The following is a 14,439-nucleotide window of genomic DNA, read 5'->3' as shown; positions in this document are numbered from 1 at the left end:
ATGTAATGTTCATCGGATTATATTCTGGCTCTCGATTAGGTTTTCAGGGAAGGAATTAAGTTATTCTAACATCTTCAGAAATATATTGGAATTATTAGTTTAGAAAAGCATAACTAAAACATAACTAGAGCATAACCAAAAAATGTACATAAAAAAGATAGACAGTCAAAATAGGTAAAGATAATCAAAATAGATGAAGTAGAGTACTTTCATTTCAAACGACAGTATATTTATATTAAATCATTCTTTTAATTGAGAAACTGCTTTCAGATTTGAATTACCTTTCTCTAAATAGGTATCTGTAGAATTTCATATCATGCAAATGTCATACAAAACAAAGATAAATCTTGGCTGGAATTTAAATGAATTTTGAGAACATCATGAAAAAGTATCCCCTCATTAGGACCTATCCGAAAAATGGTTATCCACTGCAACTTTTATAATAGCAGGATGAAAAAACAGATTATACCCTGATATGAATGAATACCCTGATATTATAGAGAATTTCGATAAACCTCTGATTTCAACAAATCATTTATATATCCTTTATAAGCAGGTAGCCAAAAAGTGAGGTTTATCGAAGTCCTCTATAGATTTATTGTAATTTTTCAACATACCTCACAGACTTGTCGGCGGGTTCTTAAAAACAGAAGGAAGTACAGTATGAAAATGTCAAAGAGAGGAAAACGAAGAAAACAACACAGTTTTGTTACTGGAATATTTAAGATTGTGTTATGTCTTTTTCTAAAATCAATAAAGCTGCTGTTTAGTTTTCCAATTTACTTACTGAAAGCAATGAGGCTATTGTTTAGTTTCTTGATTCACTTACTGAAATTAATGTGGCAGCTGTTTAGTTTCGTAATGCGTTCACTGAAATCACTATGTCTATTTTTTAGTTTTTTAATTCACTTACCTTATAGAATTGTAAAACGGCTTCCAAACAATTCATCAAAGCCAGTACTACCTACATTAGCCGAAATTGATGAAATGGATGGATACAAATTTGAAGAATTTATGAAATGCGTTTACGAAGACTTAGGATATTCAGTTTATCATACTCCATTCTCAGGTGATCAGGGCGCGGATCTTATTCTAACATCAAAAGGAAAAACAAAAATCGCTGTTCAGGTCAAACGATATTCGGGTAAAGTCTCAAATAGCGCAGTACAGGAAGTCGTAGCTGCAAAAGGTTTTTACAAGTGCACTGAGGGCATAGTAGTTACAAATAGTTACTTTACCGATTCTGCCAAACAACTAGCTGAAGCGAATTTTATTGATTTAGTTGATAGAAATGAACTTGAAAAGCTGATTAATACTATCCATAATTAAGATTTGAAAGTAGGGCAGACTTTGAATGTTAAGTGCTTGCATAAAAGCAAGCTCGTTAAGCTGGCTTAACTTGTTATCCTTCCAGCTTAACTAATTTCCAATTAAGTTTATCTGTTTTATAATACCTTCAGTTCCTTACTTGCTATCGAAAAATCGAATTTGGAAAAGTATAGATAAAAAAAAATACTCAAAAAGTAAGGGAGCTATCAACTGGATACCTATTGTCAGAACTTTGTCATAATTTATCATTTTTTAGAATTACGTTGAGCATTGTAGTTTTAAATGATATGATACTTATATTAAATTGCTCATTTATTATTGAATTACCCTTAGATCTGAGTAACTTTCGATAGAAAGATATATGCGTTGTTAGATTAGCAGATGACAAAATAAATAGAGATAAATATTGGTAGAAGTTTAAGCAAAGTTCGAAAATTTCATGAAAAAGATTACCCTGCAACTTAGATCCTGTGCGAAAAGTGGTTATTTAGTATTACTTTGAAAATGTGTAAGACGCGAAACCGGAACGTATATACGAATATTTAGACCGATTATAATCTTACACCATTCAATTATTGACTTTTCGGACAGCTCTATTATCGGAAAGATCTAAGTCAATATCATCGGAAAGATCTAAATCAATATCATCGGAAAGATCTGAATCAATATCTTTACCTTTGCTAATGATACTAGTATTCAATATAAGACATATAATTACGTAGCCAAAGATTTATGATTACGTAGCCAAATATTCATGGAGCTGGACTAAGTGAACCTGCTATGGCTAAAAAATAAGATAAACGTGCTCAAAAAAGCAATAAATCCATTTACCATTATATTTTGGATATTTGCATCTGTGACTGTAGCCCTTACGTTTTTAGTGTTAAAACGAAAGAAATCACCTTGATTAGAAAAATAATTTCATTTTTCTTTCTTTTTTACCCTGAAAGTTGTGTCTTGCAACCTCCAGGCATGGCCTGGCACCAAGCAAAAATCAGTGCATAAAGGCTTTTCCGTTTTATATCTTTATTGGAAAAAACCATTGTCAATTGTGTCCCGGTATGAAGAATTGAGTTCAGTCACCGGTACTTTCATTCAGCCTTTATTACAGAAAAAATTTCTTCAATTGATGAAATTTCTGAATGCTCAATCCGGCTTACTTAGTCTTCTTTTTCTTAACTCTTCCCGGATTTCTGCCAGTTTACCTCGAGCAGAACTATATTCATTTCTTAGAGTTTCGATATCTGCTGGTACAGTTTTCATCCTTGACTCTATTAGTTCCCTCATTTGTTCATTTTCGATTTCATCTGATAATTTGCAGCTTAAGTCTTCTTTGATTTGCCCTACCTCCTCGATATATTTGTCGAATTTGTCTACCGATTCTGTCAACTTTAGTTCTCTAGCTACAGCCTCCAGACTCTCTAATTCGTCTATCAGGGCATCCACACTCCTATCCAGGTCATTCATTTTCTGTTCCAGCCTGATTAACCTGGACATTACATCCTGCTCAGCTAACTCGGACAATATATTCCCCCTTACCTTAAATTTAGTATAATATAATTAGCAATACGTACCTTAAAGCCTCTGTTTATCTATTAACAACAGTTTTATATTCACAAACTCACTGAGCCTATAATGTGAAAGTTCTCGTCCCACTCCGGATTTATTTATCCAGCCAATAAGCAGCCCTGAATTGGATTTGATCATTCTGTTGATAGAATACCTACCCGGATTTTATTTTTTTCAGCCTTTCAGTCTTATCCAGGTCTCCTGAGTAGATTTTTGCCTCAAGCCCATACTCAATAAAACTTGAAAACTCCGTAGTTCACCTTGCCCTTTAATTAGTTTAAAATATATCGACTGTTGTTATCAATTAAAATTATTTCGACATATATTTATCCAGAAATTTTTTTGAGCTATGTAGAAATTTCTCAAATATCTCTAATAGAATGTAAATGAAACCTTATCTCTTTAAAGGAAATACAGAACATTTTTTTTCAATTTCTGGTTTTACCACCGGAGACCTATACTCAAATTTTCTTATGATTTTCCACAATTATTACCACAATTATTACTACAATTCTCCTACAAATAATTATGAAAACATTTTTATAAATATTTTTCATAAAGGTTTTCCAGGAATTCTTTCGGAAAACCTTAATCTAAAAAAAGGATATACTATATTGGGGATAAATTAAAAAGTTAATAAAAATAATTGAAATGAGATTAAACTGCAAGGTTTTATGCCTATGGGGAGAAGGCCGAGAAACTACGAGGAGAAACTGATAACTCCGGAACAAGCAGTTGAGCTTATGGAAGAAGGCTGGAGGCGGGCAGACCTGCACGTTCATACAAGCTGTTCCTTTGACGTGCTTCCCGTAAGAGACCTGCACCCTGAAAGTCTTTATGAGAAGGCTCTAAAGATGGGAATGGATTACGTGACATTTACAGATCACGATACCATTGAGGCATATGAAATTCTCGGGTGGAACCGTGAAAAACTTGTCCCTGGGGTTGAAATAAGTATCTATGATCCGGAATTTGTAGGGCATTCATTGCATATTAACATCTTCGAGTTCGACAGAGAACAGTTCTTTGAACTTATGGAAATTGCAGAAATCGAACATGACCTGAGAAGCTTTATCAGATACCTCAAGCGGAATAAACTTCCTTTTATTTACAACCATCCTTTCTGGTTTGAGTTCCATAGTGACCCGAATCCGTCTTCAGTCCCAAGGCTAGCAAAACTTTTCCCTGTACTTGAGTACAATATGCACGAACTCAAACAGAAAAACGAACTTACAATTGCTCTTGCTGAGAGCTTTGGCAAAGGTATTGCCGCAACAACCGACACCCATACAGGGAACCTGGGAAAGGTATATACTCTCGCGAAAGGAGAGAATTTCAAAGAGTTTTTCAGAAATATAGCAAAAGGAAAAAGTTACATAGTTCCTGAAGACCTTACCAGAGAGCTTCTGATCGACGAAATGAATACCTGGATAGATCTGATTTTTGAAAAAAGCCAGAAAAGCAGAAACGCAGAAAATTACCTTACCGGAATAAAATCTCTGGATACAATGGTCAAAATCTCAAGAAGCACCCTATTGAGCTGTTTCCCTGGTCTTAACAGGACAACCATGAACCTGTTCTATATGATCTCAAACACAGGGCTTCCTGCATCATTTTACATTCATTCTGCAGAAAATCTGGCAAGGGAAATTGAAAGACAGATTGAAATTGAGAAGTGAAGGTAAAAGCATTTTTTTCAGTTTTTTATAATGGCTCGAATTAGCCTCCATAAAAAGGGTTTTCCCCAGTCTATTTTTTCGGATAAGAAAATATCAAAAAGTTTATATTATGAAATTGTTTAAATTATGTAGCATAAAAAACTCTGAATTCGTATTATTTTTAATTACAGTCTTGGGCATTACTGCTAACAATTTACTACGATGAAAAAAGAGTCTGATTAGATACGAATGTGTTATTCTATAGATAACTGGATCTGTAGGAATATTATTGATTTGTAGAATATTAGATATGTAAGAATATTTTTGGACCTGTAAAATATTTTGGATCTGCAAAATATGTTTTAATCCGGATGATGAGAGCTCAAAACAGGGGAAAGAAGTAGATGAAACAAATAAGACACTTAATGGGGCTGGAATTAAAAGCAAGACTAAAGCGAACGATTATCCTTGCAATACTTGTTCTTACTTTTTGCTTAACCATATTTTCTTCAGGAGCAGCAGGGCAGGAAGATACCGAAAACAATCAACCAGTCTCAGACGACGGATTTTTTGACCGATTTATCACATACGTAAAAAACCTTTTCTCAGGGGAAGAAGGAAAAGTGCAGAGCTCAGGAGAAATTCCTAAAACAGGCGCTGCAGACATGCAACAGTCAGCAGAGTCTGAACAAGCAGTCCTGAAAATTGCAACTCCGGATGTAATAAAGTCTGCATCCCTGGTTGGAGATACAAGTCTGGGAATTTTTGCTCATCTTTCAAACCCACCACTCATGAAAATGGATGCGGAAGGGCATATTGTAGGGCAGCTAGCAGAGAACTATAGCGTGTCGGAAAACAACACGCGATGGACCTTCTACATTAGAGACGACCTCTACTGGAGCGATGGAGAAAAAGTAACACCAGAAGATGTTGAGTTCTCAATTCGCTACTACGGAGAAAAAACCCCCTGGGCAAGCTGGATCAACGATACCCTGGAAAATTCAACGGTTTCGGAAGCCGACAATTCCGTGACATTCAAGTTTAACAAGCCTTACACTCGAGTCAATATGGAGTTTGCAACCTATGATATCCTTCCTGCTCATGTGTGGAAAAAAATCGAGAAACCGGTAGAATACACAAATAACGGTCCTTATGTTGGCTGCGGACCCTATTATCTCAAGTTGATAGACCTCAATGCCGGAAAACTCGTTTTCGAAAAGAACCCTTATTGGAAAGGAAAGATGCCTGAGTTCGAAACTGTAGAAATCCACTTTTACTCAAATGTTGACGTTGCTACTCTGGCTCTTAAAAACGGGGAAGCTGACACTTATTACAAGTACGCAGGCTCATACCCTTACTCCGGTATTGAGCAGCTTGAAAAAACCGAAAATTTCGACTTTCTGGAAAAAACTAGTGTCGGGCTTGTCTTCCTTGCCCCTAATTTGAAAAAAGCCCCATTTTCGGACCCTGAGTTCAGGGAAGCGCTGGCAGATGCCATAAATTATGAAGAGCTTGCAAGGCTTGAAACTCTAGGGTATGGAGAAGTGCCAAACCGTGGTTTTGTGCCACCGGCTATGGAAAATTTCAAGGAAACCGAAAAGCTGGAGTACAGTCCCGAAAAAGCTAGAGAGACCCTGAAGAAAGCCGGATACTCGGACAGCAACGGGAATGGAATACTTGAAGGAAAAGATGGAAAAGATATAAAGCTTGAAATCCTCATCCGACCTGATTACGCCCGAACAGGCGAACTTCTCGATGAATATTTTGAGCAGATTGGGTTTTCTGCAGACCTCAAAACTGTGGACTCGGATACCTGGATTACTCTTAAAGACAGTTACAATTATGACCTGACAGTAACACGTTCCACTCCCTGGGGTATGCTTATGCACTCAAGTTGGGGAAGCGGCTATTTTGATTCCAGGCGGACAGGCCAGGGAGTTATGCATAATCTGGAAGATCCTGCGTTCCTGCAGCTCTGCGATAATATCCTTGCTACTACTGATTCTGCCGAACTTCAGAAGTATGCATATGAGTTACAGAACTACTATGCAGATAATCTGCCTGCAATTCCCCTCTACTGGAGCAAGTCGGTTACTCCTTTTAACAGGCATTTTGAAGGCTGGTACGCGGATCCCCTTTACGGGACATATAACCTGGATACTTTTACAAATGTAACGAAGGTGGAGGCGTAAAAACTAGTCTCTGAAGAACGTCAGATAGAAGAATAAGGTAGGAAAAATAAGAACGATGTCAGAGATAGCAAAAAAAGTAACCAGGTATTTTGCTTCACTGGTGCTGATAATCATCATCAACTTTACCCTCCCAAGGCTCATGCCTGGAGACCCGGTAAAGAACCTGATTGGTGAAGACGCTTATGTTTCAGAAGAAGTAACGGAAGAACTGAGGGCGGAATTAGGGCTTAATCTGCCCCTTTCCGAGCAGTTCATTTCCTATATTTCAAACCTCCTGCACTTTGACCTGGGATATTCCTATCACCTCCATGCTCCTGTAGCAGAGATCCTTCTAAACAAGATGAGCTGGACGCTGATTTTCGTGGGAGTGTCAGTGGTTATTGGAATCTTGCTCGGATGTTTTCTCGGTGCCCTTGCAGGATGGAAACCGGAAAGAAAAGCGAGCCAATTCACCAGTTTTACTTTTGTAGTGCTCTCCTGCATCCCACCTTACTTTCTTGCCCTCCTGACCCTTTATATCTTTTCTTTTAAACTGGGGCTCTTTCCCTCCAAAGGCTTTTATGATACCCCTGAAATAGGAAGTGTGCTGCATCACCTTTTCTTACCTGTCTGTGTAATGTCTGTGTTTTCAGCATCCAGAAACTTTCTGGTCATGCGAGGAAGCGTAATTCAGGAAAAGGAGCAGCTCTACGCACTGTATGCCAGAGCAAAAGGCCTGTACAATACCGATATACTTTTCAGACATATCATAAAAAATGCCTCTCTTCCGATAATTACCCTGCTTGCCCTGGATTTCGGTTTTCTCTTCAGCGGAGCACTGTTCATAGAAATCATTTTTTCCTTAAACGGGATGGGGGTCATGATATACAATGCAATAATGGGAAAAGATTACCCTCTGCTTCAAGGAGCATTTCTGGTAATTGCCTTTACTGCCCTGCTAGCAAATATGTTTGCTGACCTGCTCTATATCTTAATTGACCCCAGAGTAAGAGGAGGAGGCATGGATGAATCAGTTTGATTGTACTGATGGTTCCTGCATTAAAGAAGCGGGTATTGAAGGTTTTTCTGAAAAAAAATCCGAAGGCTCGAACTCCGAATTTCCTGAAGAAACTTCGTACTGGATTTTTCAAAAACATAAAGGTTTCCAGGGACTGTTCAGCCGGATAGGCGTTTTCCTCTTTATACTTTTTGTTTTTATGGCACTTTTCCCATCCGTTTTTGCTCCTTATGCCCCGGAAGAACGTTTCATACCCTATGAAACCCCTTCGGAAGAACACCTGTTAGGGACAAACGACATAGGAAATGATATCCTTTCAGAACTGGCTTTTGGGGCACGGATCTCAATGACAGTAGGTTTTATGGCAGCCCTGATCTCAACTCTCATCGGGACTGCGTTAGGTCTCTGTGCAGGTTATTTCAGGGGAGCCCTTGATGAGCTGTTAATGGGCTTTACTGATGTTGTCCTTGTTATCCCCAAAATCCCCCTTATCATAGTCCTGGGAGCGTTTCTACGGCCGAGCATCTGGATCCTGATCTCTATTCTAGGGCTTCTTTCCTGGGAATCCACTGCCAGAGTCACCCGTTCAAAGACCTTACAGCTAAGGGAAGCAGGTTACGTAAAAAGTGCCCAGTGCATGGGTTTTTCCTCTTACCACATCATGAAATCGGATATATTCCCAAACATCATCCACATCCTGTTTCCAAAGTTCATGCTGGCAACTGCTTCGGCAATGATTTCTGAAGCATCTCTTTCTTTCCTGGGACTTGGTGATGTAAGCATGAAAAGCTGGGGAATGATGCTTTCTTTTGCTTTTTCTCAAGGCGGTTTTATTCGAGACATGTGGTGGTGGTATATGCCTCCGGGGATCTGTATTACCTTATGCGTACTGTCTATTGCACTAATAGGATTCGGGCTTGAAGCAAAGGAAGGAGAACCCTTTAGAGAAGGTGCAAATACACTATGAAAACCCTTCCCAGAAACACATTACTTGAAAAGAATACATTACCTGAAAGGAACATATTACCTGAAAGGAACACATTACTTGAAAAGAATACATTACTTGAAAGGAATACATTGCTAGAAGTAAGAGACCTTGAGATCTCATTTCAGGGAATAGAAACCGTAACCGTACTTTCGGGAATTTCGTTCTCGATAAAAGAAAGTGAAACTCTGGCCCTTGTAGGAGAGACCGGATGTGGGAAATCTATCGTTGCACATGCAATCATGAACCTCCTGCCTCCTGAATCAAGGGTGAAAGGGAACATAGAATTCAGGGGGAAAAGTCTGTCAGGGATGAACGAAAAAGAAATGGCAAAGATAAGAGGAAGAGAAATTGCCATTATTTTTCAGAACCCGTCTCTTGCCTTAAATCCTGTATATCCCATAGGGCACCAGCTTGTAGAACCTCTGTATGTGCACCAGAAAGAAAAGAAAAAGACTGCCCTTTTTAGAGCCGCATTAGCTCTGAAACGTATGGGTTTTGTAAACTTCTCTGAATGCATGAACTACTATCCTTCATGGTGTTCAGGAGGAATGAACCAGCGCTTTTTGATTGCTGCTTCAACAATACTTAACCCTGCACTCCTTATAGCAGACGAACCCAGCAAAGGACTTGACAAAAAATGCATAACTGAACTGGAAGCTGAACTTAAGAATCTGAAAATGGAAAGGAAGAGTGCCCTACTTCTAATAAGCCACGACCTCGGTTTTGTGCAGAGGCTTGCAGACAGAATTGCCGTTATGTATGCAGGGGAAATTATTGAACTCGCTAATTCTTCAAGTCTATTTGAGAATCCCCTACATCCCTACACAAGAGGTCTCCTCAACAGCTTACCTGAAAAGGGCTTTATTCCCATACCCGGATTTTCTCCGCCTCTTAATAGCCTTCCTTCGGGCTGCAGGTTCCACCCAAGATGCCCTTTAAGGGAAAAGCGCTGCATTCGGGTTCATCCCGAAATTAAAGAAACCGGTGAAAGGGCTGTGAGGTGTTTTCTATATCCCTGAGAGCAGACAGCATATCAAAGATATACGGAGCAGGCCTGTTAAGCAAAGGGAGATGTATTTTTCAGAATGTTTCGTTTGAAATCAGGCCAGGAGAAACCTTTGGATTGACGGGGCCTTCCGGAGAAGGAAAAAGCACACTGGGGAGAGTTATTGCAGGGGTTGAGAAGCCCACATACGGTACTGTGTACTATGAGGGGTCTTCGCTTTCCGAAATGAAAAAAACCAAATATATGGCTTTTCGCCGCAAGGTCCAGATAATGTTTCAAGACCCTACTGGCGCTTTTAACCCTCGGAAAAAGATAGGAAGCTCGGTTTTCGATGTTCTGAAACTTCTAAAAATTCCTATCATAGATCATGCTTCAAAAACAAAAGAGATGCTTATAACCATAGGTCTTTCAGAAGAAGTGCTCTCCCGCTACCCTTCACAGCTCTCAGGAGGCCAGCTCCAGCGCCTTGCCATCGGCCGAATCCTTCTGCTCGAACCCGAGTATATCATACTTGACGAGCCAACTTCAGCTCTTGACGTCTCGGTCCAGGCCCAGGTCCTGCATATGCTTAAAAATGTTCAGACCGAGAAGAATATAGGTTATATCCTTATCTCACATGATCAAGCTGTAATCCGTTTTATGTCAGACACCTGCGGACTGCTTGAGAGCGGGCAGTTGAGAATAATTGAGTGAAATATTTCAAAATCTGAATTATTTCTCATAACTATCAGTACAAACTTCCTTACAAGCCCCAAAAGTACTGAAAACTAACGATTCAAAAGAGATCCAGAATCTTTTCAGGACTTTCAAGTACTGTAATTCCCTGCAAGTTTTTTATGGTTTCAACATTGCGCATATCCACATCCCTTACCAGGACTTCGACAGGCCCTCCTTTAATTGCTTTATAGGGACAGAGTTCTTTACAGATTCCACAGCCTTTGCACTTCAGAAGGTCTATCTGGTCTGTGAAACCGTTTTTCGTAGTGATTGCTTCCTGAGGGCAGCTTTCTCTAGGAGAGCAGTCCTCGCAATGCTTACACTGTTTTCGGTCAATATTATAGGGCATCTCGGATACGATTGAACCTTCAATATCTACGGGAACGACGTAAACAGGTACTCTTCCTTTTACAGCCTGGGCAACAGCGTTGGTAACAAGGGAATCCGCAATCCCATAAGCGATTTTCGAAACCGTGTTTGAGGTTGCAGGCGTGACAAATAAAACATCATATCGGTCAAGACCGAAGCGCCCGACTTTAGGAGAACTCGAACCCTGTTCGCTTTCCCGAAAGATTTCTTCGAGGTAGTCTCCGCCTGAGATTTGAACAAGTTTTTGCTCAAGCCCGTACATGCGCAACACCTCCTCTCCAGCCCTGGAAATAAATGTGTTTACGGAAACTTCAGGATTTCTGAGCTTGATTTCCTTAAAGACCTGATAACTGCGGTCCAGGAAGTGCCCGGCACCTGTAATGCCCCACGCGATTCTCTGAAAACTCATGGAAAGAAGTCATGCCAGAGGGGGATAATATAATTTTCTAAAAAAGACTCAGGACAATGAAAAAGAGAAGTTACAAACTTTAACTGAGGCCGAGAAGTTAAACTTTGTTTGGGAAGTTATCACAACTAAACATCACAACTAAACATCACAACTAAACAATCACAACTAAACAAAATTCACAGCCCCAGAACCTCATAAAGCAACTTCATAGCTTTTTTTTCGTTTTCTCCCCCACATTTGGAAGCCAGTGACTCATAGTGGCGGATCAGTTCGAGATATTTTTCGTCTCCTGTAAACTGGTAGCGGGTCGCATGGACAGTCGCCTCAAGCACTGCGTTGAATCCTCTGTTGGGTACAGACAGGCTTTTCCAGTTAGCTTCGTTGAAACCTGCTTTTACAGGAATAAGGTCGGCCACAAGAGCGTGATCCGTATTCTTAAGATCAGTACATTCGAAAACGATCCAGGCAGAAGCTAATTTCAGTATCGGAAAGCTGAGTCCATGAACAGGCACATAATCAAATTCAGAGGGTTCAAGATCGAAAAAAGTTGAACGCACGAAAAGCAGGGGATCATACACTATGTTTGCGGCAAGATACTTTTCTTTAGAGACATTTTCCCAGGTGTGGGTACCTTTGAAAAGCCGGACAAAAGTCCTTTTGTTTTTTACGACTATTCCAATAGGGGCAGCATTAGGGGATTCCAGACCGGTGCTAATAATTGTTTCGGAAATGCCTTCTTTGATCCCAAATGAAGACAGATCATCCTTGGAGAACTCGAATTCGTTCCCGTTTTTTCGGCATTTCGGAAGGAATTCGATCAAAAGCGCAATCCCCCCAGAAGAGCAATGAAAAGACTGGCTATGATGATATCGGCTGTTGAACCCGGGTTTATTCTTTTCTTAAGAAGTTCGGAGTCAAATTCCTGTACAGCAGGAAGCAGATCTTCAAAGTCTCTAGTGGTACTATCGGAAGATTCAGTATTACCTGAAGCCTCCTCCCAGGCAGAAAGAATCTCACCCGCCCTTGCCGAAACGTAATCTGCAGTGTCTTTATCGAATTTGGTCTCGATGAAAGTATCCCTGTGCCGGGACAGCAATTTCAGGAAGGTATACACAACAGCTTCGTTAATACCTGTACCTGAGCAGTTCGAAACCGAGTTCTCAGCTCCAGGACTTTGAGCCTGCATGAACTCAATTATACAATTTGCTCCCTCAAGACAGCGTCTGAAGCCTGTTACCCACTCATTTGCTATCAGGTCATACCCTCTGGCAATATCCATGAGCTCATAAAGGGTGACTTCTTTTGCCCTTAACTCAGATGTTGACTCTGGGTCTCCAAGGTTGAATTCATCCACACTGTTAACCCTCACCCCTGCCACTTCGAAAGCCCTGTAGAATTCGACAGCATCCTCACAGTCCGTTGCCTGAACAAAAGCGTGTGCATGCACAGCAAGGGTTTCGAATTCGTCAGGTAAGAGTTTATACTGGGTTTTTCCGCGTGAATTGAAGAGTTCCCCTGCAGCCATTGAAAGAGGAATAAGTAGCAGAAAGGCACCGAAATGAGTGTTTCCTCCTTTCTGCCAGGCAGAACTCTCACAAACTGCACTTCGGATAAGTGCACCTATCCCGTTTCTGCTTCTTGCAGCCAGCTCAATGACAGGGTAAACGCTTACTGAAGACGCTATAAAATGCTCAAAATAGGTGTCAGGATAGTTATGTTCCCTATCGACGTTTCCTGGCTTTGGAGAGGCCGAAACCTCAAGTAGCATAGCAAGCTGTGCACAACGGGCAATAAGACTTGAAATCTGTAGGTTTTCTGCCAGTTCAGGAGGCGGGCAGGTAAAACCAGTATTAATGGGATTCATTTACCGGAATTCTGGCATGATCCAGTACGTAATTTGCCAGTTGCTTTTTAAGCTTCATGTATTCCGCATCAGAGAGCTCAATTGTGTTTAACACTCCATCTCTGATCCAGCAGGGCTTGGTGATTTTACAACACCAGACAAGACTTCCGAAGCATGTGTCTTCTCCATACTCCAGCATTGTACCTTTAGCAAAGTCAAGTTTTGTCCTGGCGAACTCTTCTGCCGTATATCCCAGTTTTCGGAACTTTTCATGTACAGGACAGGGTTTTACAGGCAGGCAGCAGAAAGCTAACCCCCTGAAGTCCCCGTCGCTGCAAACGTGCTTGGGAGCATTGTACCAGCCTATTGACTGCTGGTAAGAAGTAACGTTTTCTACCAGTTCCTGTATAAGCCCGGAATTTTCAAGGACTCCTCTGGCAGCAGAGACCATATCGGCTCCTCGGGTAAACATCTCTTTTGCGGTCTCAAAGTCTTTGACCGAATTATTTCCGATAAGGAAGAGCCTTGTAGCGTCCCTGTAACTAAGGATTGCATCAAGATCGGTACCGAAGCCTTCAGTTCCGGCATCAACATGTATAATATCCGCACCTGCCTTATCGATAAGCCTTGCAAGTTCGATATCATCAACCACATTTGCTCTTACTTTTACTGAAAGCACAACTCCGGTTTCCTTTATCGCTCTGATCCACGCCGAAAGCCTTGGAAGATCATGGAGAAGAGCTTCTCCCAGCCCGGCTTCGAGCATTTCGGGCTGCCTGCAGTGAGCGTTTAACTCAAGGATTGCTCCTTCTTCTTTGACAATTTTTGCAGCTTCAATAAGGGGGTCAAGCGTAGTACTCCTGACATTTACAGCTACGGCACTTCCGGATGTTACTGCCTTGATTTCCTTTTTTATAAGCTCCATAGGTTCATCGGAAATGAACTCTTTTCTACCCCGGGCTACGAGGGCTGAAGCAACAGCTATTGAAGCCTTATCCAGATTGAAGGCTCCAAGAACTACCAGCCCGGCATTGCTTGCATACTGGTTGGCAAAAGCACTATCGACAATTCCTGCCATAGGCGCCAATGCAATCGGGTTTTTAAAACGAACATATCCAATATGCAAATCGAACAGACAATCACTCATGTTTAACCTCTTGAAAATAAGACTGCAAATCGACACAAATTATAGCCGCTGCCCGAGATTAAAGTATCAATAAGCTTTTTTCGGACAAGCCTTGAAGATGGAAAAAGTCCATCCATAACTTACGAATTATAATGCATATATATTAATATTTGGACGCAACCTAAACACATAAAATTTATATAAACTATAAGGAAAGGGCATATCTTTAATTGCCC

At 40.6% G+C, this 14,439-nt stretch carries 12 protein-coding genes; 7 read left to right on the top strand and 5 right to left on the bottom strand.

Features of this window, described 5'->3' with window-relative positions:
- The first annotated feature begins 669 nt into the window (after positions 1-669).
- The gene (locus MSBR3_RS21040; protein ID WP_230627387.1) at positions 670-1,329 is read left to right on the top strand and encodes a restriction endonuclease; all 660 of its coding nucleotides are present in this window, start codon (positions 670-672) and stop codon (positions 1,327-1,329) included.
- 1,146 nt (positions 1,330-2,475) lie between these two features.
- Here the strand turns inward: MSBR3_RS21040 and MSBR3_RS10285 are convergent.
- Entirely contained in the window at positions 2,476-2,853 is a 378-nt protein-coding gene (locus tag MSBR3_RS10285) for a hypothetical protein (protein WP_048107979.1), read from the bottom strand.
- Between the two features lie 725 nt (positions 2,854-3,578).
- On the opposite strand from MSBR3_RS10285, the gene MSBR3_RS10275 reads away from it, so the two are divergent.
- From MSBR3_RS10275 to MSBR3_RS10250, 6 genes are all read left to right on the top strand, one after another.
- The gene (locus MSBR3_RS10275) at positions 3,579-4,577 is read left to right on the top strand and encodes a PHP domain-containing protein (RefSeq protein WP_196296935.1); all 999 of its coding nucleotides are present in this window, start codon (positions 3,579-3,581) and stop codon (positions 4,575-4,577) included.
- A gap of 383 nt (positions 4,578-4,960) precedes the next feature.
- On the top strand, positions 4,961-6,748 hold the full coding sequence (locus tag MSBR3_RS10270; protein ID WP_048107976.1) for an ABC transporter substrate-binding protein: 1,788 nt from the start codon (positions 4,961-4,963) through the stop codon (positions 6,746-6,748).
- 55 nt (positions 6,749-6,803) lie between these two features.
- Positions 6,804-7,766 (top strand): ABC transporter permease, encoded by a 963-nt coding sequence (locus MSBR3_RS10265; protein ID WP_048107974.1) that lies wholly within the window; start codon positions 6,804-6,806, stop codon positions 7,764-7,766.
- Positions 7,753-8,712 carry an ABC transporter permease gene (locus tag MSBR3_RS10260; protein ID WP_048107972.1) on the top strand — a complete coding sequence of 320 codons (960 nt, stop codon included), beginning with the start codon at positions 7,753-7,755 and terminating at the stop codon, positions 8,710-8,712. Before MSBR3_RS10265 ends, MSBR3_RS10260 begins: the two co-directional genes overlap by 14 nt.
- Positions 8,709-9,752 carry an ABC transporter ATP-binding protein gene (locus MSBR3_RS10255; RefSeq protein ID WP_080942277.1) on the top strand — a complete coding sequence of 348 codons (1,044 nt, stop codon included), beginning with the start codon at positions 8,709-8,711 and terminating at the stop codon, positions 9,750-9,752. Before MSBR3_RS10260 ends, MSBR3_RS10255 begins: the two co-directional genes overlap by 4 nt.
- On the top strand, positions 9,734-10,432 hold the full coding sequence (locus MSBR3_RS10250) for an ABC transporter ATP-binding protein (protein ID WP_048107971.1): 699 nt from the start codon (positions 9,734-9,736) through the stop codon (positions 10,430-10,432). Before MSBR3_RS10255 ends, MSBR3_RS10250 begins: the two co-directional genes overlap by 19 nt.
- Positions 10,433-10,514: 82 nt before the next feature.
- Here MSBR3_RS10250 and MSBR3_RS10245 read toward each other — a convergent pair whose 3' ends face one another.
- From MSBR3_RS10245 to MSBR3_RS10230, 4 genes are all read right to left on the bottom strand, one after another.
- The gene (locus MSBR3_RS10245) at positions 10,515-11,234 is read right to left on the bottom strand and encodes a dihydromethanopterin reductase (acceptor) (RefSeq protein WP_048107969.1); all 720 of its coding nucleotides are present in this window, start codon (positions 11,232-11,234) and stop codon (positions 10,515-10,517) included.
- Positions 11,235-11,410: 176 nt separating this feature from the next.
- Positions 11,411-12,052, bottom strand: coding sequence for a DUF447 domain-containing protein (locus MSBR3_RS10240; RefSeq protein ID WP_394297729.1), 642 nt, complete (start codon positions 12,050-12,052; stop codon positions 11,411-11,413).
- On the bottom strand, positions 12,052-13,098 hold the full coding sequence (locus tag MSBR3_RS10235; RefSeq protein ID WP_048107966.1) for a triphosphoribosyl-dephospho-CoA synthase: 1,047 nt from the start codon (positions 13,096-13,098) through the stop codon (positions 12,052-12,054). Before MSBR3_RS10235 ends, MSBR3_RS10240 begins: the two co-directional genes overlap by 1 nt.
- The gene (locus MSBR3_RS10230; RefSeq protein ID WP_048107965.1) at positions 13,085-14,224 is read right to left on the bottom strand and encodes a methanogenesis marker 9 domain-containing protein; all 1,140 of its coding nucleotides are present in this window, start codon (positions 14,222-14,224) and stop codon (positions 13,085-13,087) included. Before MSBR3_RS10230 ends, MSBR3_RS10235 begins: the two co-directional genes overlap by 14 nt.
- Between the last annotated feature and the right edge of the window lie 215 nt (positions 14,225-14,439).

It is taken from the genome of Methanosarcina barkeri 3, assembly GCF_000970305.1.
GTDB lineage: Archaea > Halobacteriota > Methanosarcinia > Methanosarcinales > Methanosarcinaceae > Methanosarcina > Methanosarcina barkeri_A.
This window is presented reverse-complemented; position numbering and strand designations above follow the sequence as displayed.